Below are 23,710 nucleotides of genomic sequence, written 5' to 3'. Positions count from 1 at the left end.
ATAATTCAATCGCGTTAATAAATACAATTTTTAATGAAATGTCCGGTAGGAGGAAAAGGAATGCTTAATAAAATAATTTTAATTACTGGTGGTACAGGTTCGTGGGGGCATGAACTTATAAAACAACTATTAGAAAAATCACCGAAAGAAATTAGAGTTTTTTCAAGAAATGAAACAGTTCAGTTTGAAATGCAGCAACAATTTATAAATGAAGATAGATTGAAATTTATTATTGGAGATATTCGTGATAAAGACCAACTCGTATATGCTTGCCAAGGTGTACATTATGTATTCCATCTTGCAGCTTTAAAACATGTTCCAGTATGTGAGTATTATCCTTATGAAGCTATAAAAACAAATATACATGGTACGCAAAATGTAATTGAAGCATCAATCCAGAAGCAAGTTGAGAAAGTTATATATGTTTCAACTGATAAAGCGGCCGACCCATCAAATACGTATGGGATGACAAAAGCAATTGGTGAAAAGTTAATGGTTCATGCGAATGTGCAAACGAAGAAAACAAAATTCATTTGTGTTCGTGGTGGAAATGTTTTAGGGACGAGTGGAAGTGTGGTACCGCTCTTTAAAAAGCAAATTAAAAAGTCTTCACAGGTAGGGATTACTGATGAAAATATGACTAGATTTTTCTTAACAATTGAAGATGCTGTTGGATTGTTATTTAAAGCAGCATCTGAAGGAAGAGGAGGGGAAATCTTTGTTATGAAAATGCCAGCATGTAAAATAACGGATTTAGCAAAAGTATTGATTGAAGATTCGAAAAAAGAAAACGTGAAGATAAAAGAGGTAGGGATAAGACCTGGTGAAAAATTAAGTGAAATGCTTTTATCTGAGGTAGAGAGTAAAACAAGTATTAGTTTTGATCAAAATTATTTTGTGGTACTACCGACTATTCCTATAGAAGGACTTCAAGAATATTATGCTAGTTATCCGCTTGTGGATGTGAAGAGTTTTAGTTCTCAACAAGACTTACTTGCAAAACATGAGGTGAAACAAATGTTAGAAAAAGGAGGATTTTTACTATGAAAAAAAATGTGAGCCTTTTAATAACTGGTGCAAATGGCTTCACAGGGCGCCATGCTTGCCAATATTTTTTAGACAAGGGCTTTCATGTAATTCCTATGTTTCAAAATCGTTCACATAGAGAAAAATGCAGGAATGGAATTACTTGTAATTTAACTAATAAGGGCGAAGTAATGAAGGTAATTAAACAAATAAAGCCAGACTATGTATTGCATTTAGCAGGAAGAAATTCGGTCATAGAGTCTTGGACAGCTGCTCTTGAATACATGGAGATTAATGTGATAGGGACGTTATATTTATTAGAAGCAATTAAGCAAGAAGCACCCCATTGTAGAACATTAGTTATAGGATCTGCATTGCAAGCAGATAGTATGAACAACATAAAATTTTCAAATCCATATAGTTTAAGTAAAACTATGCAAGTAATCGTCGCAGAGGCTTGGGGTGGGTTAATGGATTCAAATATTATCATTGCAAAGCCCTCGAACTTAATTGGTCCAGGAGTATCGAATGGTATTTGTTCTATTCTGGCAAAAAAAATGATAGATATAGAGTCGGGTAAAAGTGAACCAATTATTGAAGTAAACAGTTTGAAAGATAGTAGGGACTTTCTAGATGTACGTGATGTAGTTAAAGCGTATCATGTGTTATTACGTGATGGTATAAATGGAAAAGAATATAATATTGGATCAGGAGTAAAACGATCTTTATTAGATGTACTAGAACAATATAAAGGATTAACACAGCTGAACTTTACTATAAAAGAAACAGATAATTTTGAGAGTGACTCAAATAAAAGTTTAGTGTTAGAGGATATAAAAAAGTTAGGTTGGGTCCCGAAAATCCAATTTCATCAATCATTGAAAGATGTACTTGAGTATGCGAAGCACAGTGACATCTGCATTCAATGAAAAATAAAAAAGGGTGTAAGAAGTATATGAATAGTTATGAAGCAATAGATAATCAAAGTACGCTATTTCTTTCGATTGTTGATACGCTGGATTGGAAAGATGAAGAAGCGCATGTGTTGCACCTCTATGAGGCAATAAATCAATATCGAGCGTATGTGGAAGGAAAAAAGGTTAATCGAATAAAGCCAGCACTAGAGACTAGAACTAGGCATGTGATTCAAGTTTTTGCTCAGTATGAGTGTAGTGAGTATGGAAATGATTTTTATGAACTCATCAAAGATCTCTTACAAGATATAGGACTTGAGTTAAAGATTAATATAAAGCTAGATTTTTAATGATAAAGGTGGATATAAGTTATGAATAAAAAGATTCTCTTTACTGGGGGCGGTACAGCCGGACACGTAATGATTAATATGGTATTGATTCCTAAATTTATGGAAAAAGGATGGGGAGTTGAGTATATTGGATCTCAAAATGGAATTGAAAAATTATTAGTTCGAAATGTTAAGTATAATAGTATTTCAACAGGGAAGCTTAGGAGATATTGGGATTGGGAGAACTTTAAAGATCCTTTTAAAATTATAAACGGTTGTTTACAAAGTTATAAATTAATTAAGAAAATGAAGACTGACGTTATCTTTTCGGCAGGAGGATTTGTTTCATTTCCTGTAGTTATAGGGGCATGGTTAAATCATGTACCTATCGTAATACGTGAGCCAGATAGTACGTTAGGGTTAGCAAATAAAATAGCATTACCTTTTGCTACAAAACTATGCACAACATTCCCTCATACAGGGGAGAATGTAAGTAATGAGAAAAAGGTTTATGTAGGACCAATTGTAAGGGAAGAAATTGAGAGCGGTAACGTATTACGAGGAAGAAGCTATTGTAAATTTAGGCAAGATAAACCGGTACTGTTAATAATGGGTGGGAGTCAAGGTGCACAATGGATAAATGATATGGTAAGGAAAAGTTTAGATACATTATTATTAAGTTTTAATATTGTTCATATGTGTGGTAAAGGGAAGGTGGATCCATCTATTGGAATGGAAGGTTATATGCAATTTGAATATATAGGCGAAGAGTTGCCGCATATACTGAATATGGCAAGTGTTGTAGTTTCCAGAGCGGGTTCTACTGCTATTTCTGAATTGTTATTTTTGAAGAAACCGATGTTGCTTATTCCGTTAACTAATGGTTCCAGTAGAGGGGATCAAGTTTTAAATGCTGACTATTTTGCACGACAAGGGTATGCGGAAGTATTACTTCAAGATAGAATAAGCGCCAGTACATTTACAGATGTGGTAAATAAGTTGTATGCCAATAAGGAGAGATATATTCAAAACATGAATGGATTTAAGAAAACAAATGATGAGGGAATTCATCAATTAATAGATATAATAAATGAAGTGGTGAAGTAATAGAAATTTAAATAGAAAAAAAAGGAAAGAAGGTATCTTCTTTCCTTTTTACTATAGTTGTTCAAATTCATTGTTACTTATGCCGATTATATTCTGTATAGAGCTATATACTATGGACGAATACCGTTTTCTAACAGTTTAGTAAATTCATTTGTATAAATAGGTTTACTGTAATAATAACCTTGAATAAACTGACATTTATTTTTTTGAAGGAAATTTACGTGTTCTTTCGTTTCTACACCTTCAGCAATGACAGACATTCCTAGTGTATGTGCTAATGTGATGATCGTTTTAATGATTTCCATTCCATCTTCACACGTTTCAGACATTGTAATAAATTCTCTTGGGATTTTTAACGTATCGATTGGATATAAAGGTAAGTAGGCTAGGGAAGAATAGCCTGTACCAAAGTCGTCGATTGAAATGTGAATCCCTAAACTTTTTAGTGTACGCAGTTTTATCAATGTTTCTCTCTCATCCATCATTGCAATTCGTTCTGTTAATTCTAGATCAAGGGAACTTGCTGGTAAGCCTGTAGTTGCTAAAGTAGAAGAAATAGATTTTACAAAGTCCTCTTGTTCAAATTCTTTAGCAGATAAATTTACTCCTATTTTTAAATGAGAATATCCGAGTGTGTGCCAACGTTTCATTTCCTGACAGGCTTGCTGTAATGTCCATTTTCCTATTGGAATAATTTGTAGTGTTTCTTCGGCGATAGGGATAAATTCATACGGAGAAATAACACCTAATTCGGGATGATTCCATCTGATTAAAGCTTCGGCACCGATAATTTTATTTGATTTGCTATCAACTTGAGGTTGATATAAAAGGAACAATTCTTCATTTTGAATTGCGTTTGGTAAATCTTTCTCTAATCGTAATCGTCTTTCGATTTTTTTAGCGATTACATCGTCATAAATAGAGACAGAGTTAAGCTCTTTTTCCTTAGCATCATACATTGCAACATTAGCGTTTTTTAAGAGTGTAGCGGTATCAATTCCACCAGATGGATATATAGCGATGCCGATACTAAGTGATAAAGTTAATTTATGCTCATGTAGGACAAACGGTTTTTTCATGCCTTCAAATAATTGGTTACATAACTTGAATAAGGAATCATAGTCCGTATAGTTTTCGATTAAAATTGTAAATTCATCGCCACCGATTCTTGACAGATGAGTATGTGATGGAAGACATGATTGGAAACGTTTTGCTACTTCTTCTAATATGTAATCACCTGACGAATGTCCAAGTGTATCGTTAATTACTTTAAAGCGATCTAAATCTAAATATAATAATGCAAACTCACTTTGTGTTGTTTGAGCATTTTTTATAAATTTTCTTAACTTCCTATGGAAAAAGGATCGGTTCCCAATTTTCGTTACAGTATCGTGGAATGCTAAATATTTTATTTCTTCTTGTTGTTTTTTTAGTGCGGTAATATCCTTTACCATAATATAGCTTCCAGAAATTTGTCCATCTATCATAATAGGAACGATGGTAACGTATAAAAAATAAGTAAAGCCATCTTTATATTGAGAACTAAGTTGTAAAGATGCGGATTCTTGTTGTTTAACTTTTTCTAATGCAGATATCAGTTTATGTTTATCTGCATCTAAAATGATAGAAAAACATGTCTCACCAAGTAACTCGTTTGTTGGTGCTCCGAGTAGGACGCTTCCTGCCTTATTTACATTTAAGAATACTCCATTTAAATCAATTGTAAAAATAGGGTCAGGATGATATTCATATAATGATTTGAATTTTTGTTGTTTCTGAGATAGGGCCTCTGATTTATGGACTAAATCAGAAGTTCTTAAAGTAACTTTTTCTTCTAGTTGAGCATTAAATACTTGTAAACGTTTTGTTAGGGTGTCGTTTTGCATACGCACAATAGAATGGCGAATAAGTACGAAAACAAAAGCGATACAATTCCCTGTAATGAGAGTTGAAGATGATGTTTGTTCTTTTAACGTAAACCCGATTAGTATTGCAACAGCAAGATAGGGAAATACGACTAAAACTTTCTTTCCTAGTATAGGGTTTACAATGAAATAATTTTTATGGCTATTATCATCTTCTGAAATAGACCCAGCTATTGCGATAAGCAATATAGGTATTCTATATAAAAGACGTAAAAATGTTATAGTGTCAGTTGATAAATGGGTATTTAAGTAAAAATAAATATAGTTAAAAGTTGCAGAACTAATTAATACAAAAATAAAGATATAAATTTTCCGCTTGGACTTAAAAATTGTTGGGCGGAAAAAGAGACTAACACCTAGTAGAAGAAATAATAGATCTGCAATTGGATATAGAAATGAAAGGAAAATATCTCCGAGTGAAAGTGAGAATATATTTAAATTTGGCTGATTAAATAAATACCATTCTAATGTGAATATGGAAGTAAGTACTATACATATATCACAAATAAAGAAAGATTTTTCCCATTTATTGCATTCTTTTAAGATCTTATAGCAGAAAGCGATAAGACAGAAGAATAGAAAAAACATGTAAAATACATCAGAAACAGTAAAATGATGTATTGGAAGTTCGAAAAAGGTATCTTGATACGTATATACTACTTTTCCTAATAAAAAACTACCAATTGCAATTGTAATACATATCCAAAAAGGATTTGAACTAACTTTTTTAGAATATATAGAGTAAATTAGCGATATAAATGTAATGACTTCAACGATGAGTGAAGCGAAGCGTACATTGAAATTTGAAAAATGAGTAGGGAACAGAAAGAAAAACATAAAATAGATTGAATAGCATATTAGCGTTGTAATTAATATACATAGTTGTAAATTTTTATTTATTTTCAATAAAATCACCTTCTTTAAGTATGTACTATATTCGTAATATCAATACATATTAATATTACTTAAGGATTGTATCAGATTTCCTTATAAAAAGCATGCTTATAAGAAAAAAATGAAGAATGTAATACTTATTAAAATTGAAAAAGTATTGAGTTCAATAATTTTTAATTTATAAGGAATGCAGATAGAATTTGTATATTTAGTCATCCTTTAGATTTTAAAGGTTTTTTAGTGATTTGCAAGCGGAGATGTAAAATTGCATATAAAGTGAAACTTTAATCAGTTGGGGTTTTGTCCATCCCCACTGATTTTTAGCCCTCACCAATCGGGATTTTACGGGCAGCCCGACTCCCACATAACTCCCTCGCGTTCGCCGAATTTTGAGGTGGTAGTCTTACTGCCCGCAAATAGCGGGATAAAATGATGGGAACTTCTCTCTAGATGAGGTGAGTTTTTCGTTATTATAGAGTATTAAGTAAGACCTTTGTATGTAGCTATTCTCATACTAATGAGGGATTAAAGAAACGTGTTGATTATATACAATAATATGTAATACAGTAATTAATTTTTAATATGGAGGAAAAATCATGATGAAATGGGTGAAGTTTAGAATAGCACGTCCAACTGATAAATTTGAAGAGGTTATAGCATTCTATGAAAAAGGATTAGGTTTAAAACGTATAGGTGAATTCTACGATCATGATGGCTATGATGGGATCATGTTCGGTCTACCAGATGAAGAGTATCATTTAGAATTTACAAGACATATAGATGGAAGCCCTTGTCCGGCTCCAACAAAAGACAATTTACTTGTATTTTACATGCGTGAAGATAGTGAAATGAAAAAAGTGAGTAAAAGGCTGCATGCAATGGGATACGATGAAGTAGAACCAGAAAATCCATATTGGAAAGATAAGGGGATAACGATAGAGGATCCGGATGGTTGGAGAATTGTGTTAATGAAAATAGAAGAATAAAGGGTAATGAAACAAATAAGAATAAGGTTTCGAATTTCGATAAGGTAAAAATATATTGGCTTCCTTCTAAGAAATAAAACTAGGAGGAAGCTTTTTAATTTTCAAGTCTGAAAATTAAAATTTGAAAAAATGTTATGAAAAGATATAAAATAAGAACGTATATTCCTATTGGTTTGAGACAGTTGTCTTTAAAGATAAATATAAAACTAGGGAGGTCTTTTTTATAATATGCCGGATTAAGGACGCAGAAATATACTATGAAATTGTGGGAGAAGGTAAACCAGTCATTATCATACATGGTTGTGCTCCTGACCATAGGTTAATGAAGAGGTGTATGGAATCAGTATTTCAGAAATATGAAGGTTATCAAAGAATTTATATTGATTTACCTGGCATGGGGAAATCGAATGCTCCAGATTGGATAAATAGTTCAGATCGTATAGTAGAAGTGCTTATCACATTTATTGAGGAAATCATTTCTGCTGAAGAATTTTTATTGGTAGGAGAATCATACGGGGGATATTTAGCTAGAGGGATACTTTCAAAGATGTTTGAGAGGGTTAATGGATTATTATTAGTATGTCCTGTTGTTGTAGCACAACCAGGAAAAAGACTTCTACCAGATAAACAGGTAATTGTAAGAGATGAGGAATTTTTAAAAACGCTCACTTCAACCGAAAGGGAAGAATTTTGCGAATTAGCAGTGGTAGCGAATGAATATACATATAAGCGATTCAAAGAAGAGATTAAGCCGGGTCTAGATGTTGCTAATAATGAATTTATTGAAAGATTACAAAAGAATTATTCTCTTACTTTAGACTTTCATCGTAAGAAATATGAGAAACCAGTTCTATTGTTAGCTGGGAGACAAGATATATCAGTAGGTTATCAAGATATTGTACGAATTATTGAAGATTACCCAAGAGCAACATTAGCGGTGTTAGATATGGCGGGACATAATTTGCAAATTGAACAGCCTGATCTATTTGAGAGTTTAGTTTGGGAATGGATTAGACGAACAGTTTAGCAAAGTTCATAAAATAGTTTAAAAGAAGAATTAATTAATATTTTGATTGTACTCAAGTTTTGAGACGGCAGAGATTAAAATAAGTAATTAACTTATAAATATTTTCAAGGAGGACTTATGAATACATATATCTATATGGTTAGGCATGGTGAATCACCAAAATTAGAAGGAGATGAAAGAACACGTGGATTAACTGAGAAGGGAACTTTAGATGCTCATAAAGTAACTGAGATATTAAAAACAGAGGGGATTGATACTTTCATTTCAAGTCCGTATAAGAGGGCTATGTTAACGATAGAAAAGTCAGCTAATTTCCATGAAAAAGAAATAGTAGTATATGAAAATCTCAAAGAGTGTAGGTTTTTAAGTGAGGATAAGATTATATCAGATAAGGAAGTGTATCCACTCGTAAAGAAGATGTTCTCTAATCCAGATTTCACACTAACTGGAGGAGAGTCGTATGTGGATTGTCAGAGAAGAGTCGTGAAAATATTAAAAGAAATATTAATAGATTTTCAAGGACATAAAATTGTAGTTGGTACACATGGGCTTGTAATGACATTGATGATGAACTATTTTGATAACCAGTATAGGCTTGAATTTTTAATGAATACATCAAAGCCGGACGTGTATAAGCTAGAATTTAAAGAACAGCAATTAATAAATGTAGAGAGATTATGGAGAGAAGAATGAAATGGGGGATATGGAGTGCGTTTTAAAAACTACTTTTAAAACACACTCTTTTTTTGAAGAGAAATAGTTTTTATCAACTATTTTTAGAATGTTAAATCAAATAAGTAATTATTCAGCTTTTGAATAATTTATTGAAAAATTGGTTTAGGAAAACAATTTTAAATGTGACAAAACTCCAAACGCTGGATTTATATTCATATAGGAGAGAAAAATGTAGAATTTTGTCTTACTGTACACGTTTACTTTTCATTTCCTAACATATAGGCTTTGTGGTGTAGGGGGGACATCGCCTTGACACTAAAATTATAAGGAGGCCATTGTGATGAAAAAAATGAAAAAATTTGCAGGAGTAGCTCTAGCGGGTTCAATTGGATTAAGTGGATTACTTTTTTTAGAACCAAGTGTAAGCGCTGCAGAAACAACGCAAGTGAAAGAGGAGAAGTTCAATGCTATTAATGTAGCGCTGAATCAAAGTGAATCTTATTTATTGAGTGGTAGAAGCATCGACGTTCTTTCTGGAAATAAGGAGGAAATTCAGTTGGACAAATACACAATTAGTTTTAGTGAGCCTGGGAAGTATGTTATTAGGGTCAATGGTTGTATTTATAATGATGTATATACTTTTATTGTGAATGAGTAGTATATGCTCTTGATGTTTAATTAAATATATATTATCGGATGAAAAAAGAAACACCCTATTTGCGGTGGGAATCGTAAATAGGGTGTATTATTTGCAAGAAAGTTAACAGGAAGAGTAATTTGTATTAAGTTGAGTTTTATATATTTTCACTAATTTGCTCTTTATTTTTGTTATATAAAGTATGTAAGAGTGTTTGAAATATCTTAAATGAGTGCTGGAATATCGGACTTTGAATAAAAGTGTATAGGAAAGTTACGATAAAAACAGGACCTCCTAGTATGTATCCAATGACTAATACCACGCATTCTACAATGATTCGAGCCCGGCTAATAGACAGTCCAGTTTTGTCAGAAATAGTAAGCATGAATCCGTCACGAGGTCCAGCACCAATTCCAGCCGCAACGTACATACCGCCCCCAATACCTGTAATTACAATACCAGAAAACAAAATGAATAAATTTATCCATAAATAATCAGTAGCGTTTGGAAGGATGTTTGATTGTAAGAAAAAGTCCATAATAGGGCCGATAAGCAATGCATTTAAAAATGTGCCTACGTTTATATATTTTGGATCTACTAGTAAAGAAATAAGTACGAGGCATAACCCGCATATAACACTCCAAGTACCAAGTGTCCATCCGAATCGTTCATAGAGAGCCATATTTAAAACTTCCCAAGGATGTAACCCGAGGAATTTAACTTTGACTGCAAGAGCGTTTCCGAGCCCAAAGAAAATTAATCCTAAGAAAAAAAGAAAATAGCGAAAGAGAGTTAGTCTCATCTTTTAAACCTCCCATTATATAATTATGTATATTACATGTTAGAATTTTAATGTACAAATATTATGTATTTTTATGTTTTTTTTAAAGTGTTAACAATGTACATGAAATATACACCTTCACAGTCAAAAAAGTTAAAATATTTCGTTTTAAGGATTATACTAGAGAAAGAAATATAAAAAGGAGTGAACGAATTTGAAACAAGAACTTATTGAAAGATTTACGAGATATGTGAAGATTGATACACAATCAAATGAAGAAAGTCATACAGTGCCAACAACACCAGGACAGATTGAATTTGGTAAGTTATTAGTAGAAGAGTTAAAAGAGATTGGATTATCAGAAGTGACGATGGATGGTAATGGTTATGTAATGGCAACACTTCCTGCAAATACAGATAAAGATGTTCCTGTAATCGGCTTTTTAGCACATTTAGACACAGCGACAGACTTTACAGGGAAAAACGTAAAACCACAAATTCATGAAAATTTTGATGGGAAAGCAATTACGTTAAATGAAGAGTTAAACGTTGTACTAACGCCAGAACAGTTCCCGGAACTACCATCATATAAAGGACATACAATTATTACAACTGATGGTACAACACTTCTTGGGGCAGATGATAAAGCTGGTCTTACAGAAATTATGGTGGCAATGAATTATTTAATACATAATCCGCAAATTAAACACGGGAAAATAAGAGTAGCGTTCACACCTGATGAAGAAATTGGCCGTGGACCATCGCATTTTGATGTAGAAGCGTTTGGTGCATCCTTTGCCTATACGATGGACGGAGGGCCATTAGGTGGTTTAGAATATGAAAGTTTTAACGCTGCAAGCGCTAAGTTAACTTTTAAAGGGACAAATACACATCCTGGAACAGCGAAAAACAAAATGCGCAACGCAAGTAAACTCGCTATGGAATTTGATAGATACTTGCCAGTAGAAGAAGCGCCAGAATATACTGAAGGATATGAAGGGTTTTATCATTTACTTTCTTTAAATGGTGATGTTGAACAAAGTAAAGCTTATTATATTATTCGAGATTTTGATCGTAATCATTTTGAAGCGCGTAAAAATAACATCCAAGATATTGTGAAAAACATGCAAGAAAAGTACGGCGAAGATGCAATTGTTTTAGAGATGAATGATCAGTATTATAATATGCTTGAAAAAATTGAACCGGTGAGAGAAATTGTTGATATTGCGTATGAGGCAATGAAAAGTTTAAATATTGAACCGAATATTCATCCAATTCGCGGCGGGACAGATGGATCTCAATTATCATATATGGGATTACCAACACCAAACATTTTTACTGGCGGTGAAAACTACCATGGTAAATTTGAATATGTTTCGGTAGATACTATGGAAAAAGCTGTTCAAGTTATTGTAGAAATCGCAAGACGATTTGAAGAGCAAGCTTAAAAAGAGAACCAAGTAGTCATGAAGTACTACTTGGTTCTTTTCTATAGTAAAAATACAAGGTGAAACTTGTTTACAAGACATGTGTAAAAGGGGGAAATGTTATGAGTGAAAATCAGTATCATGGTTATATAGGGACATATACAAAGGTGGATAGTAAGGGGATTTATAAATTTATACTTGATACGAACATTGGAAAAATTAAAGGGATTGAATTAGCAGCTCATATAGGAAGTCCGACATATGTAACGATTAGTCATGACAACGAGTACCTTTATTCTGTTGCGAAAGATAATGGATTAGGTGGAATTGCTAGTTTTTCCATTCATAATAAATCCGGTAATCTAAATTCGATTAATATGCAAGTTTTCGAAGGGGCATCGCCGTGCTATGTAAGTGTGAATCGGGAGAATAGTATAGTAGTAGCAGCGAATTATCATAAAGGAACAGTTGAATCTTATATAGTGAAAAAGGGTAGTGGAAGTATAAATACTGCTACGACAATTGTAGAACATAAAGGTTCAGGACTGAATAAGGAAAGACAGGAAAAGGCACATGCTCATTATGCGAATTTCACTCCTGATGAAAAATATGTAGTAGCAGTTGATTTAGGAATAGACAAGGTGATTACATATAAAGAAAGTGATGGAGGATTAATGGAAGCTGCTTGTTTATCTGTTAAACCTGGTAGCGGTCCGAGACATCTTGTATTCCATCCCAATAAACATCTTGCATACGTTATGACGGAACTAAGTTCAGAAATTATTGTACTGCAATATGATGCACAGAGTGGCAGTTTTAAAGAAAAACAATACATTTCGACATTACCTGAAGAGTATAGTGAAGAGAGTTATGGAAGTGCAATTTATATTTCTTCTGATGGCAAATTCGTTTACGCAGCAAACAGAGGACATAATAGTATCGTAGTTTTTCGAGTGAACGAGCATAATGGGGAGCTAACTTTTGTTGAAACAGTATCGACAGAAGGAGATTGGCCACGTGACTTTTCTTTAGATCCGACCGAAAGATTTTTAATTGCTGCGAATGAAAAATCTAATACATTGACTTTATTTACTAGGAATGAATTTACAGGTAAGTTAACGCTTGTACAGACGGGCATAAATGTTCCAGAACCAGTATGTGTGAAGTTTTTACATGTGAAAAAATAGATAGGTTTTCCTATCTGTTTTTTATTAGGAAATTTTAATATAGCACCCGCCACAAATAAAAAGTCGCGTAAGACTCCCAACTTGTCCAATTTGCTGCAAATTCTTTTATTTCATTTTTAGTCGGTTTCTTTTCGGAGCCTGTAATAAATTTGATAGCATTATGCAGGCCGACATCATCAATTGGAAAGGCTGAAGGGAATCGTAAACAACGCATCAAAACATAGTGAGCAGTCCATGGACCTATACCGCGAATGCTAGTTAATTGTTTTTCAGCTAGCCTCACATCTTGTATTTCTAATAGAGATTCTTTTGATAATTTACCTTCTGTAATGAGCTGTGCGATGTCAATTAAGTATTCACATTTTCTTGTAGTCATTTTTAATAATGCGAGATCTTCTACACTTAGATTTGCTATTACTTCAGGTGAGGGGAATATCCAATGTTTTCTATCGTTCCATTCTACATAAGTGCCAAAGTTTTCGACTAATCTTCTTTTTAGAGTATAGGCATATGTGAGGTTAATTTGTTGACCAATAATTCCCCAGGAAAGTGCTTCAAATAAATCTGGAATACCTAATGTGCGAAGCCCATAATACTCTCGAATAGGACCTTGAAGGAGTGGGTCATGTTTTGCTAATTTATAAAAGGGAGCTAAATCCGTAGTTAAATCAAACCACTCTTTTACATAGTTAGCTATAGCATCGCATATCCATTTTTTAGAGATATATGATTCTCCTAAAAAACGCATTTGAATATTGCCATCAGTATTTATACTAATTTCAACAAAAGGATTTACATCTTGAACAGGGATGACTTTATAAATTTTGTTATCTTCAATGTGAAACATACATTCATTTTTAGAACGTGATAGATAGCGTAAATTTTCTTGGAAACTAAATTCTTTCGGAACTGCTAAAGTCAATGTGCTATTATATTCTGCTGTCATATGAATTTCACCGGTAACTTTTCTAATGTAAGCAATTCTTTCTTCATTTCTAATCCGCCTCTAAAACCAGTTAGTTTGCCATCTTTTCCTATAACGCGATGGCAAGGAATTGTAATAAGAAGTGGGTTGGCAGCAATAGCAGAAGCAACGGCACGTACAGCTGTAGGTTTTTGAATTCTTTCTGCAATTTCTGAATAAGAATATGTTTTTCCGTAAGGAATTTCACGTACCGTATTCCAAACAGATAATTGAAATTCAGTTCCGTAAGCATCAATAGGCAATGTGAAAGTTTCTCGCTTGTTTTCTAAATACTCGATAACTTCTTTTGTATATGTTTGCAGGTAATCTGGATTGCGAGTCAATATATGTTGTGGCAGTTTTTTTCTAGCCCACAAATTTAGTTCTTCAAAGTTTTCGTCTTGAGATCCAATGAAACATAGTCCATTTTCAGTTGCAGCAATATGCAAGCGCCAATTTTTATGTGTAATTAGCGTCCAATATATAGATTTATTTTTATAGGAATTCATTATTGTATCCCTCTTTCATTTCGTTCTTTTTTCGATATTCAGTAGGAGTAAATCCGGTTTTCTTTTTAAATAAAGTTGCGAAATACTCCGTGTTTTCTATCCCGACAGCAGTACTAATTTCCTTAACGGATTGATTTGTATGTGAAAGATATTCTGCCGCTTTAACAATCCTAAATTGCTGTATATATTCTATGGGACTTATTCCTATCAGTCTTTTGAAAGTGCGTTGTAAATGAAAAGGGCTACCGTGGCACATTTCTGCAAGTAGGCCGAGAGTTAGTGCTTCGTCATAATGTTTTTCGATATAGTCTTTAATTTGTTCTACCCACTCTTCATTAGGTAAAATTATCCCATTTGGTTTACAACGTTTGCACGGACGAAAGTGTTCATGCAGTGCTTGCTCTGCATTTAGAAAAATTCGTACGTTGTTTTTATTCGGTATTCTCGATTTACACGATGGTCGGCAAAAGATCCCGGTTGATTTCACAGCATAAAAGAACTTGTTATCATATGAAGAATCATTATGAATAATTGCTTGCCAATACTCATTTGTTAACGAAAACCCTTCATTATGCAAAAATCATCACCTCTGAAATTAGTATAACCTGAATCATGTGCGTATGTACGTATTCACAAATGTAAGAGCAAGATTACAAAGATGAAAATATGATTCTTTTTCTATTTTGTGATAGCATGAAATTTGGAAGTGAACATCAAGAGGAGGACTATAAGTGAAGTTAATTTCATGGAATGTAAATGGTTTGCGAGCAGTTATTGCAAAGGGTGGATTTTTAGAGTATCTCGAAGAATCCAGTGCAGATATATTTTGTTTACAAGAGATTAAATTACAAAGTGGACAAATTGATTTAAATCTAGATGGATATTATACATATTGGAATTATGCTGTGAAAAAAGGATATTCAGGAACGGCTATTTTTACGAGAAAAGAACCGATTGCTGTTACATATGGTTTAGGTATTGAAGAGCATGATCAAGAAGGAAGAGTTATTACTTTAGAATTCGAAGATTTTTACATCATAACGTTATATACGCCAAACTCAAAACGAGGATTAGAGCGTTTAGATTACAGAATGGAATGGGAAGATGATTTCAGGGCCTATATTAAGCGATTAGATGAAAAGAAACCAGTTATTTTTTGTGGAGACTTAAATGTTGCCCATAAAGAAATAGATTTAAAAAATCCGAAAAGTAATCGAAAAAATCCTGGTTTTTCGGATGAAGAAAGAGAGAAGTTTACAAATATTTTAGAAGAAGGCTTTGTTGATACATATCGCTTTTTATACCCTGATCAAGAAGGAGCATATTCATGGTGGTCATACCGTATGGGAGCAAGAGCGAAAAATATCGGATGGCGCTTAGATTATTTTGTAACTTCTGAAAGGCTAAAACATAAAATTACCGATGCGAAAATTAATAGTGAAGTGATGGGATCAGACCATTGTCCAGTTGAATTACATATAAATTTCTAAAAAAAGAAGTATCTCCCTAATATTAGGAGGATACTTCTTTTTTAATTCAGTTTGTTGGAATTTTTCAAATCATTCTTGAAATAATTGCATATTAAATATATACTTAGTAACGATAATCATTATCACTAGGAAAGATTATCAATGGGTGAGGTGTAAAAGAATTATAGTTTAGGGGAAGTGAATGAGAATGAGTTCCGGATAAAATTATTAATCTAATGAAATATATGTTTGGGACAAGTTTCATGTAGTTAAGTTTTCATATGAAAATAATCTATTTACAAGTTTTGAGAGGAGATATATAAAGATGAACAAGAAGTTATTTACATTAGGGATGGTTACAGTTTTAAGTGTAGGTTTAGCAGCATGTAATAGTACGGATAAAACTTCAGGGGAACAAAAGCAACAGACAAAAGCTACGGAAACAAAAAAAGATGAAAAACGAAAAATTACATATTTAGGTAAAGAATATACAGTACCAGCAAAAGTAGATAAAATTGCGACAGCTAGTTTAGAGTCGATGGAAGATGCAGCAGTACTTGGAATTAAACCAGTCGGTGCAATTACTGTAGGTGGTAAATTACCAAAGTATCTTGAAAAAGAATTAGAGGGTGCAAAATCTGTGGGTGAAAAAATGCAACCTAATTTTGAAACATTACTTCAATTAAAACCGGATGTTATTACATCTAGTACGAAATTCCCAGCAGAAACAGCTGAAAAGTTTACGAAAGTAGCTCCGACGTTCCCGGTATCACACGTTTCAACAGATTGGGAAGATAACTTAAAGTTAATGGGAGAATTAACTGGTAAAAAAGATAAAGCAGAAAAAATTATTAAAGATTACAATGCGGACGCTGAAAAAGCAAAAGCAAAATTAGGAGATAAGTTAAAAGACAAAAAAGTACTTGTAATTAGACTAAGAGCAAATGAATTATTCCTATATCCAGAAGGAGTATACTTCAACCCTGTAATTTATAAAGATCTTGGACTAACTGCTCCAGAACAACTTAAAACTGTAAAAGCACAAGAGAAAATTTCATTTGAAAAACTTGCTGAACTTAACCCAGATTATATTTTCTTACAATATGAGGAAAGTGAAAATAAAAACCCGAAAGTGCTAGAAGAAATTGAAAGCAATCCAATTTGGCAAAGTATGAATGCTGCAAAAGAAAAGAAAGTATTTGTAAACGTTGTAGATCCAATGGCACAAGGTGGCACAGCTTGGAGTAAAACAGCATTCTTAAAAGAAGCAGTGAAAAATTTATCTAAATAATACAATAAGTAAGGTGCGTTGAATGATATGCAGAAAACGAATGCGGTACCAGTAACCATTTTATGTATAGCGCCCATATTGATTTTATTTACAGTTATACTTTCTGTTTTATATGGGGCGAAAAACATTGATGCTGAAACAGTGTGGAATGCTTTATTTCATTTTGATTCAAGCGATGTAAATCATAATATTATTATTACTTCACGTTTACCAAGGGTAGTTGCAGCTCTTTTAGTCGGAGCATTTCTAGCCATATCAGGAGCACTTATGCAGGGGATGACAAGAAACTATCTTGCATCCCCTTCTATTATGGGTGTGACGGATGGTGCAGCCTTTGTTATTACACTTTGTATGATTTTTCTTCCGGGAATGTCATCAATCGGTATGGTTTTATGTTCAATGATTGGCTCAGCGCTCGGGGCAGGTATAGTGTTTGGTTTTGGTTCACTCCTTCAAAATGGCTTATCACCTGTTAGGTTAGCGATTATAGGAACGGTTATTGGAACATTTTTAAGTAGTTTATCAGCCGCGATGGCTTCGTATTTCCAAATTTCTCAAAATGTTAGTTTTTGGTTTAATGCAAAGTTAGATCAAGTGGACCCTAATATCATTAAAATCACGATACCATTTGGGATAATTGGTATAATTTTAGCACTTTTAATATCAAAATCTATTACCATTCTTTCTTTAGGAGAAGAAGTTTCTATTAATCTAGGGCAGCGTACAAAACTAGTTAAAGCGATGGCAATTTTATCAGTTATTTTTTTAACAGGAACAGCAGTTGCTTTAGTGGGGAAAGTTGGTTTTGTAGGTTTAATTATTCCACACATTACGCGCTTTATAATTGGGGTAGATTATAAGTGGATTTTGCCTTGCGCAGGCGTTATTGGTGGAGTTTTCTTAGCATTATGTGACGTTTTAAGTAGATTTGTAAACTATCCATTTGAAACACCAATTGGAGTCGTTACTTCCTTAATTGGAATTCCATTCTTCCTTTATTTAATCCGTACAAGAGGAGGAGAGAGACATGCTTAAAAGTTCAAGTCAACGTTTTGGAATGACAATGGGGATTAGTATATTTTTAATACTATGTGCTATTTATATTAGTTTAACGAATGGTACGTTTGATATTACGATTACAGATGTATTTAAAACACTCTTTAGAATAGACCCAGTACCAGAGCATGATTTAGTTATTTTTGATTTTCGTCTTCCGCGCATTATAATTGCTGGATTAGTAGGATTAGGTTTAGGCGTTGCGGGGGCCGTTATTCAAGGAATTACGAGAAATGGCTTGGCGGACCCAGGTATTTTAGGAGTGAATGCCGGAGCAGGTACAGCAATCGTAATTTTTATGTTTTTCTTTCAAGGGCAATTAAAGAGCACAGACTGGGTTTCTATTATGATGATGCCGATGTTTGGCTTAATAGGTGGATTAGGTGCAGCGATAATAATTTATCTGTTTTCTTGGAAAAACGGTAAGCTAGACTCGCAGCGACTTTTATTAACAGGGATTGCAATTGGATCAGGATTTGGAGCCTTTTCTATGTATTTATCACTCAAAATGAAGTCAACGGATTTCGAAATGGCTGCAGTTTGGGTGTCTGGAAGCATATATAGTGCAAACTGGAAGTATATTGTTGCTATGTTGCCATGGCTTATTATATTAATTCCTCTTATACAAAAGAAAGCTTATTTATTAGATTTATTTCAATTGGAAGAAACGAGTATTACAAGTCTAGGTGTTTCAGTAGAAAGAGAGAAATCTATTTTACTATTAAGTAGTATTGGGCTTGTGAGTGCATGCGTTGCTGTTTCAGGAAGTATTGGTTTTATTGGACTAATGGCACCGCATATAGCGAAAAGACTTGTCGGTATACAACATAAGCATGTAATTCCTACGTGCGGAGTAATTGGAATGTTTCTTGTAATTGCTTCAGACTTTATTGCAAAAACAGTATTCACACCTGTAGAGTTACCGGTTGGAATTGTTATTTCAATTGTCGGTGTACCGTATTTCTTATATCTACTTTATAAGACGAAAGCGTAAGAGGGGGAATGAAAGTGAGTATTTTAAGTGCAAAAAGTTTAGAAACAAGTTATGAAAAGCTTACCGTATTCCGCGATTTAAATGTGGAAATACAAGAAGGAAAAGTAACGACAATTATAGGTCCAAATGGTTGTGGGAAATCGACATTATTAAAAACAATGGGAAGAATTTTAAAGCAAAAAAGCGGAAAAGTGTATTTACAAGGACAAGATTTAAATACAATTCCAACGAAAGAAATTGCAAAGCAATTAGCGTTACTTCCGCAAAATCCAATCGCTCCAGGAGAGCTTAAAGTTGAAGAATTAATTTCTTATGGGCGTTATCCACATCGCAATAACGTGAATAAGTTAACGGCAAAAGATAAAGAAATGATTGATTGGGCATTAGACGTAACTAAAACGTCAGCATTTCGTACGAGACAAATTGCAAATTTATCAGGTGGACAAAGACAAAAGGTTTGGCTAGCAATGGCGTTAGCACAACAGACAGAAGTCTTATTACTAGATGAACCAACTACATACCTTGATATGTCTCATCAATTAGATGTACTGCAAATCGTGGAGAAATTAAATAAAGAACATAATTGTACGGTCGTAATGGTATTACATGATATTAACCATGCAGCTAGATTTTCAGATGAGATTATTGCAATGAAGGAAGGGGAAATTGTTACAACTGGTAGCCCAGAAGAAATCATTACAAATGAAGTATTAAAAGAAGTATTTCATATTGATGCGCGTGTCATGATTGATCCGTATAATGGGTCTCCTGTTTGTTTCGGATACGATAGCGTTGTATCTCAAGAAGAAAAAGTAGAAATATATGTAACGAGTTAAAAGGGGGGATATAAGATGAATACTACTATTGAAAAACAGCAGATTATTACATCTAATACAGAACAGTGGAAAATATATTCAAAATTAGAAGGTAAGGAATATCAAATTCATATTTCAAAGCCGAGGCAGCCAGCACCAGAGTCAGGATATCCTGTCATATACGTATTAGATGGCAATGCCTTTTTTCAAACATTCCATGAAGCGGTTAAAATACAATCAGTTAGAGCAGAAAAAACAGGTGTTTCACCAGCTATTATAGTTGGTATTGGATATCCGATTGAAGGGGCATTTTCAGGAGAGGAAAGATGCTATGATTTTACACCTGCCGTAATTTCAAAAGATGCTCCTTTAAAACCAGATGGCAAACCGTGGCCTAAAACAGGAGGGGCACATAACTTCTTTACGTTTATTGAAGAAGAATTGAAACCACAAATTGAAAATAATTTTGAAATTGATAAAGAGAAGCAAACGTTATTTGGACATTCTCTAGGCGGATTATTTGCATTACATATACTATTTACAAATGTAAATGCCTTTCAAAATTATTTTATTAGTAGTCCGTCTATTTGGTGGAATAACCAATCTGTACTTGAAAAAGAAGAGAATCTTATAAATCAATTAAACAATGCTAAGGTTGAAACGGGAGTATTCCTTACAGTTGGTTCCTTAGAACGAGAGCATATGGTTGTAGATGCAAATGAATTATCAGAGCGTCTACTCCAATTAAAACATGAGAAGTTAAGATTTAAGTTTTATGAAGCTGAAGGAGAGAATCATGCATCTGTTGTGCCGACTTCTTTAAGTAAGGGATTAAGGTATATTAGTCATTTGTAGAGGGAATTTATTTTGGAGAAATCAATAATAATATAAAAAGAATCCTATGTTTTATGTGGGATTCTCTTTGCTATATAAACATATTTAAGGTATTAACCAAAAACATTCAAATGAACATTTGAATGTTTTTGGTTAATAAGGTATACTACATTTATAATCAAATATATATTTGAATAAGAGGTGTTACTTATGAAAGAAGAACATTGTGAACTTTGTTATCACGATGAGCAAAAAGTAAAGCATGCAAGTGACATGTTGGAGAAAGAAAATATAAGTAGTGTAGCGAAAATGTTCAAGGCACTCGCGGATGAAACACGATTAAAAATTGCGTATGCACTGTATACGGAAAAGGAACTTTGTGTACGTGATGTCGCCAGTATTATTCATAGTAGTATTGCAACGGCTTCGCATCATTTAAGACTGTTACAAACAATAGGATTAGCAAAAAAGCGTAAAGAAGGAAAACTTGTTTTTTATTCATTAGATGATTCTCATGTAAATGGATTAATTGAATTAGCGTTTAGTCATAGTAGTGAAATGAAAAATAAAGAATTCGATATGTAGTAAGGCATTTTCATAAAGAAATTTCTTTATGAAAATGCAATTTTAAAAGGAGAGGAGATAATAAGTATGATTAAGCTCGTTTTAATAAGACACGGACAAAGTGAATGGAATGTTGAAAATCGGTTTACAGGCTGGACAGATATAGACTTATCAAATGCTGGTCTTCGAGAAGCAAGAGAAGCTGGAGAGGTTTTGAAAGCCAATGGATTCTCATTCGATATAGCATATACATCTGTTTTAAAAAGGGCGATGCGTACTTTGTGGATTACTCTTGAGGAAATGGATTTGATGTGGATACCTATTCATAAAACATGGAAATTAAATGAGAGACATTACGGTGCACTTCAAGGATTAAATAAAGAAGAAACAGCGAGAAAATATGGTGATGAGAGAGTAACTTTATGGAGACGTTCAACAAATGTACGCCCACCAGCTCTTACAAAAGATGATGAGAGATATGAAGCGGCACATCCGAAGTATAGAGATTTAAAAGATAATAAGTTTCCCCTTACAGAAAATCTAGAAGATACAGAAAAACGAGTTGTTTCATATTGGGATGAAGAAATAGCCCCTAATTTAAAAGATGGAAAAAAAGTGATTATTGCAGCGCATGGAAATACAATAAGAGCTTTAGTAAAATATTTAGATCAAATTTCAGATGAAGATATAGAATATGTAAACATTCCAACAGGAACACCATTAGTTTATGAATTTGATAACGATTTAAAACCGATATGTCATTATTATTTAAGAATGAAAATGGGTATAAAACAAACGGTTTAATATACCCTACCTATGTATTGTATGTGGATATCGGAGGTGATTTATATTGTTACATTATACTGTCGTAAATAAAAAAAATTGTGGGTCATGTGGATTATGTGCTTCCGTAGCTCCTGATATATATCAATTAGATGGAAAAGGAAAATCATTTGGTGTATTAGATAACAATGAAGGAATAATGGGAATCCCCAAAATTTTCTTGAAAGCAATGTTGGCAGCTAGTGACGGCTGTCCAACAAGTTCAATTCAAGTAAGAAAAGAGCCGTTTATAAATAAAGTGAAAATTCAATAGAAGAATTATTAAAGATAAAACAAGATTAAAAGGAGGAATTTATATGGGACATCATCACGGTCACCAACATCATGGGCATACTCACGGGCATTCCCACGGACATCATCATTTTGAAGAGAGTAGAGAAGGGAATAAGAAAGGTTTAATTACGGCATTAGTAATTACGGCAATTATTATGTTTCTTGAATTTTTTGGAGGACTAGTTACAAATAGTTTAGCCTTATTATCTGATTCAGGACATATGTTAAGTGATACGAGTTCGTTATTATTAAGTTTAATTGCCATTGGATTAGCAGCTAGAACTGTTACTTCTACAAAAACGTATGGATATTATCGTTTTGAAATATTGGCGGCATTAATTAATGGTATTACATTATTTGTTGTAGCTGGACTTATCGTGTGGGAAGCGATTGGAAGGTTTTTTGAACCACCAACTGTAGCAAGTGGTCCGATGATGTTAATCGCATCAATTGGTTTACTAGCAAATTTAATTAGTGCATGGGCTCTTATGAGACAAGGTGATGTGAAAAATAACGTCAATTTACGTAGCGCATATTTACATGTTCTTGGAGATGCTTTAGGTTCAGTTGGTGCGTTAGTAGCTGGTGCACTTATGTCGTTATTTTCATGGTATATTGCAGATCCAATTATTTCAGTGGTTGTAGCGCTATTAATTTTAAAGAGTGCATGGGGAGTAACAAAACATTCCATTCATATACTTATGGAGGGTACACCTGTTTCAATTGAGATAGAACAAGTTAAGCAAGCTATTAAAGAAGTAGAGGGTGTACGTGATATACACGATCTCCACATTTGGACAATTACATCAGGATTAGATGCATTAAGTGTCCATGTAATGATCGATAAAAAACAGGACGATCAAGAAGTGCTTCAAAATATTATTACTATGTTAAAACAGGAGTTCCATATTGAACATGCTACAATTCAAATCGAAACGCTTAAGATTAAGCATAGTGAAATGGTCGTTTAATAAAATTCAACAAAAAGGCTATGGAGGAAATTCTCCATAGCCTTTTTGTTCACGTAAGTAGAATTGTCCTTTTTGAAAGTTTTGTTTCAACTTTTCGTCTAAAGAGACAAAAAGTTGTCACAATTCCGTCACAATTAGCATAAACATACTATAAACGAAATGAACTTATCCCGCATAATAGCCCAATTGATTCAACTAATAATCAGTAGGGCT

Annotated in this window: 25 protein-coding genes; 20 read left to right on the top strand and 5 right to left on the bottom strand. The window is 33.4% G+C overall.

Annotated features, from left to right (window positions below; all coding sequences use genetic code 11):
- The first annotated feature begins 60 nt into the window (after positions 1-60).
- From MHB76_RS17530 to MHB76_RS17515, 4 genes are read left to right on the top strand one after another with little or no spacing between them, the layout of a single operon-like run.
- Positions 61-1,047, top strand: coding sequence for a UDP-N-acetylglucosamine 4,6-dehydratase family protein (locus MHB76_RS17530; protein WP_002111308.1), 987 nt, complete (start codon positions 61-63; stop codon positions 1,045-1,047).
- The gene (locus MHB76_RS17525) at positions 1,044-1,955 is read left to right on the top strand and encodes an NAD-dependent epimerase/dehydratase family protein (RefSeq protein WP_002160792.1); all 912 of its coding nucleotides are present in this window, start codon (positions 1,044-1,046) and stop codon (positions 1,953-1,955) included. The genes MHB76_RS17530 and MHB76_RS17525 overlap by 4 nt, the downstream gene beginning before the upstream one ends.
- A complete protein-coding gene (locus MHB76_RS17520) occupies positions 1,952-2,290 on the top strand; it encodes a DUF6572 domain-containing protein (RefSeq protein ID WP_078172995.1) in 339 nt (112 codons plus the stop codon). Before MHB76_RS17525 ends, MHB76_RS17520 begins: the two co-directional genes overlap by 4 nt.
- Before the next feature lie 21 nt (positions 2,291-2,311).
- Positions 2,312-3,376 carry an undecaprenyldiphospho-muramoylpentapeptide beta-N-acetylglucosaminyltransferase gene (locus MHB76_RS17515; protein WP_340987267.1) on the top strand — a complete coding sequence of 355 codons (1,065 nt, stop codon included), beginning with the start codon at positions 2,312-2,314 and terminating at the stop codon, positions 3,374-3,376.
- A gap of 110 nt (positions 3,377-3,486) precedes the next feature.
- On the opposite strand, the gene MHB76_RS17510 is transcribed toward MHB76_RS17515, so the two are convergent.
- The gene (locus MHB76_RS17510) at positions 3,487-6,207 is read right to left on the bottom strand and encodes a GGDEF domain-containing phosphodiesterase (protein WP_078172963.1); all 2,721 of its coding nucleotides are present in this window, start codon (positions 6,205-6,207) and stop codon (positions 3,487-3,489) included.
- Positions 6,208-6,791: 584 nt separating this feature from the next.
- On the opposite strand from MHB76_RS17510, the gene MHB76_RS17505 reads away from it, so the two are divergent.
- The 4 genes from MHB76_RS17505 to MHB76_RS17490 all read left to right on the top strand — a co-directional run bounded on the left by MHB76_RS17505 (position 6,792) and on the right by MHB76_RS17490 (position 9,541).
- Complete coding sequence (locus MHB76_RS17505; protein WP_002111302.1) at positions 6,792-7,181, top strand: VOC family protein; 390 nt, start codon at positions 6,792-6,794, stop codon at positions 7,179-7,181.
- Positions 7,182-7,404: 223 nt separating this feature from the next.
- The gene (locus MHB76_RS17500; RefSeq protein WP_078172964.1) at positions 7,405-8,208 is read left to right on the top strand and encodes an alpha/beta fold hydrolase; all 804 of its coding nucleotides are present in this window, start codon (positions 7,405-7,407) and stop codon (positions 8,206-8,208) included.
- A gap of 117 nt (positions 8,209-8,325) precedes the next feature.
- Positions 8,326-8,901 carry a histidine phosphatase family protein gene (locus MHB76_RS17495; protein WP_078172965.1) on the top strand — a complete coding sequence of 192 codons (576 nt, stop codon included), beginning with the start codon at positions 8,326-8,328 and terminating at the stop codon, positions 8,899-8,901.
- A gap of 322 nt (positions 8,902-9,223) precedes the next feature.
- On the top strand, positions 9,224-9,541 hold the full coding sequence (locus tag MHB76_RS17490; protein ID WP_078172966.1) for a hypothetical protein: 318 nt from the start codon (positions 9,224-9,226) through the stop codon (positions 9,539-9,541).
- Between the two features lie 136 nt (positions 9,542-9,677).
- Here MHB76_RS17490 and MHB76_RS17485 read toward each other — a convergent pair whose 3' ends face one another.
- On the bottom strand, positions 9,678-10,322 hold the full coding sequence (locus MHB76_RS17485; protein ID WP_078172967.1) for a YczE/YyaS/YitT family protein: 645 nt from the start codon (positions 10,320-10,322) through the stop codon (positions 9,678-9,680).
- 193 nt (positions 10,323-10,515) lie between these two features.
- Here MHB76_RS17485 and pepT point away from each other — a divergent pair, with 193 nt between their 5' ends.
- Entirely contained in the window at positions 10,516-11,748 is a 1,233-nt protein-coding gene (pepT, locus tag MHB76_RS17480; protein ID WP_078172968.1) for a peptidase T, read from the top strand.
- A 101-nt stretch (positions 11,749-11,849) separates the two neighbouring features.
- On the top strand, positions 11,850-12,914 hold the full coding sequence (locus MHB76_RS17475; RefSeq protein WP_078172969.1) for a lactonase family protein: 1,065 nt from the start codon (positions 11,850-11,852) through the stop codon (positions 12,912-12,914).
- 34 nt (positions 12,915-12,948) lie between these two features.
- On the opposite strand, the gene MHB76_RS17470 is transcribed toward MHB76_RS17475, so the two are convergent.
- The 3 genes from MHB76_RS17470 to MHB76_RS17460 are packed head-to-tail and all read right to left on the bottom strand — an operon-like array spanning position 12,949 to position 14,964.
- Positions 12,949-13,860, bottom strand: a complete 912-nt coding sequence (locus tag MHB76_RS17470; RefSeq protein ID WP_078172970.1) for a DNA-3-methyladenine glycosylase family protein — start codon at positions 13,858-13,860, stop codon at positions 12,949-12,951.
- Positions 13,857-14,387, bottom strand: coding sequence for a methylated-DNA--[protein]-cysteine S-methyltransferase (locus MHB76_RS17465; RefSeq protein WP_078172971.1), 531 nt, complete (start codon positions 14,385-14,387; stop codon positions 13,857-13,859). Before MHB76_RS17465 ends, MHB76_RS17470 begins: the two co-directional genes overlap by 4 nt.
- A complete protein-coding gene (locus MHB76_RS17460; protein ID WP_078172972.1) occupies positions 14,374-14,964 on the bottom strand; it encodes a bifunctional transcriptional activator/DNA repair enzyme AdaA in 591 nt (196 codons plus the stop codon). Before MHB76_RS17460 ends, MHB76_RS17465 begins: the two co-directional genes overlap by 14 nt.
- 154 nt (positions 14,965-15,118) lie before the next feature.
- Here MHB76_RS17460 and MHB76_RS17455 point away from each other — a divergent pair, with 154 nt between their 5' ends.
- The 10 genes from MHB76_RS17455 (at position 15,119) to MHB76_RS17410 (ending at position 23,497) form a co-directional block, all read left to right on the top strand.
- Positions 15,119-15,877, top strand: coding sequence for an exodeoxyribonuclease III (locus tag MHB76_RS17455; protein ID WP_078172973.1), 759 nt, complete (start codon positions 15,119-15,121; stop codon positions 15,875-15,877).
- Positions 15,878-16,181: 304 nt separating this feature from the next.
- Entirely contained in the window at positions 16,182-17,147 is a 966-nt protein-coding gene (locus MHB76_RS17450; RefSeq protein WP_078172974.1) for an iron-hydroxamate ABC transporter substrate-binding protein, read from the top strand.
- Between the two features lie 27 nt (positions 17,148-17,174).
- Positions 17,175-18,182 carry a FecCD family ABC transporter permease gene (locus MHB76_RS17445; RefSeq protein WP_078172975.1) on the top strand — a complete coding sequence of 336 codons (1,008 nt, stop codon included), beginning with the start codon at positions 17,175-17,177 and terminating at the stop codon, positions 18,180-18,182.
- Positions 18,175-19,197 (top strand): FecCD family ABC transporter permease, encoded by a 1,023-nt coding sequence (locus tag MHB76_RS17440; RefSeq protein ID WP_078172976.1) that lies wholly within the window; start codon positions 18,175-18,177, stop codon positions 19,195-19,197. Before MHB76_RS17445 ends, MHB76_RS17440 begins: the two co-directional genes overlap by 8 nt.
- 14 nt (positions 19,198-19,211) lie before the next feature.
- Complete coding sequence (locus MHB76_RS17435) at positions 19,212-20,033, top strand: ABC transporter ATP-binding protein (RefSeq protein WP_002111287.1); 822 nt, start codon at positions 19,212-19,214, stop codon at positions 20,031-20,033.
- Between the two features lie 15 nt (positions 20,034-20,048).
- Positions 20,049-20,867, top strand: coding sequence for an alpha/beta hydrolase (locus tag MHB76_RS17430; protein ID WP_002199592.1), 819 nt, complete (start codon positions 20,049-20,051; stop codon positions 20,865-20,867).
- A gap of 189 nt (positions 20,868-21,056) precedes the next feature.
- Positions 21,057-21,431: an ArsR/SmtB family transcription factor gene (locus tag MHB76_RS17425; protein ID WP_002111285.1), complete on the top strand. Its 375-nt coding sequence runs from the start codon at positions 21,057-21,059 to the stop codon at positions 21,429-21,431.
- A gap of 66 nt (positions 21,432-21,497) precedes the next feature.
- The gene (gpmA, locus tag MHB76_RS17420; protein WP_002160813.1) at positions 21,498-22,214 is read left to right on the top strand and encodes a 2,3-diphosphoglycerate-dependent phosphoglycerate mutase; all 717 of its coding nucleotides are present in this window, start codon (positions 21,498-21,500) and stop codon (positions 22,212-22,214) included.
- 46 nt (positions 22,215-22,260) lie between these two features.
- On the top strand, positions 22,261-22,506 hold the full coding sequence (locus MHB76_RS17415) for a ferredoxin (RefSeq protein WP_002160814.1): 246 nt from the start codon (positions 22,261-22,263) through the stop codon (positions 22,504-22,506).
- Positions 22,507-22,549: 43 nt separating this feature from the next.
- On the top strand, positions 22,550-23,497 hold the full coding sequence (locus MHB76_RS17410; RefSeq protein WP_002111281.1) for a cation diffusion facilitator family transporter: 948 nt from the start codon (positions 22,550-22,552) through the stop codon (positions 23,495-23,497).
- Positions 23,498-23,710 lie beyond the last annotated feature (213 nt).

The sequence above is a fragment of the Bacillus sp. FSL M7-1345 genome (assembly GCF_038006985.1).
Classification (GTDB): Bacteria; Bacillota; Bacilli; order Bacillales; family Bacillaceae_G; genus Bacillus_A; species Bacillus_A cereus_U.
Note: the sequence above shows the minus strand (reverse complement) of the source record. Positions and strands in the feature narration are given on the sequence as shown.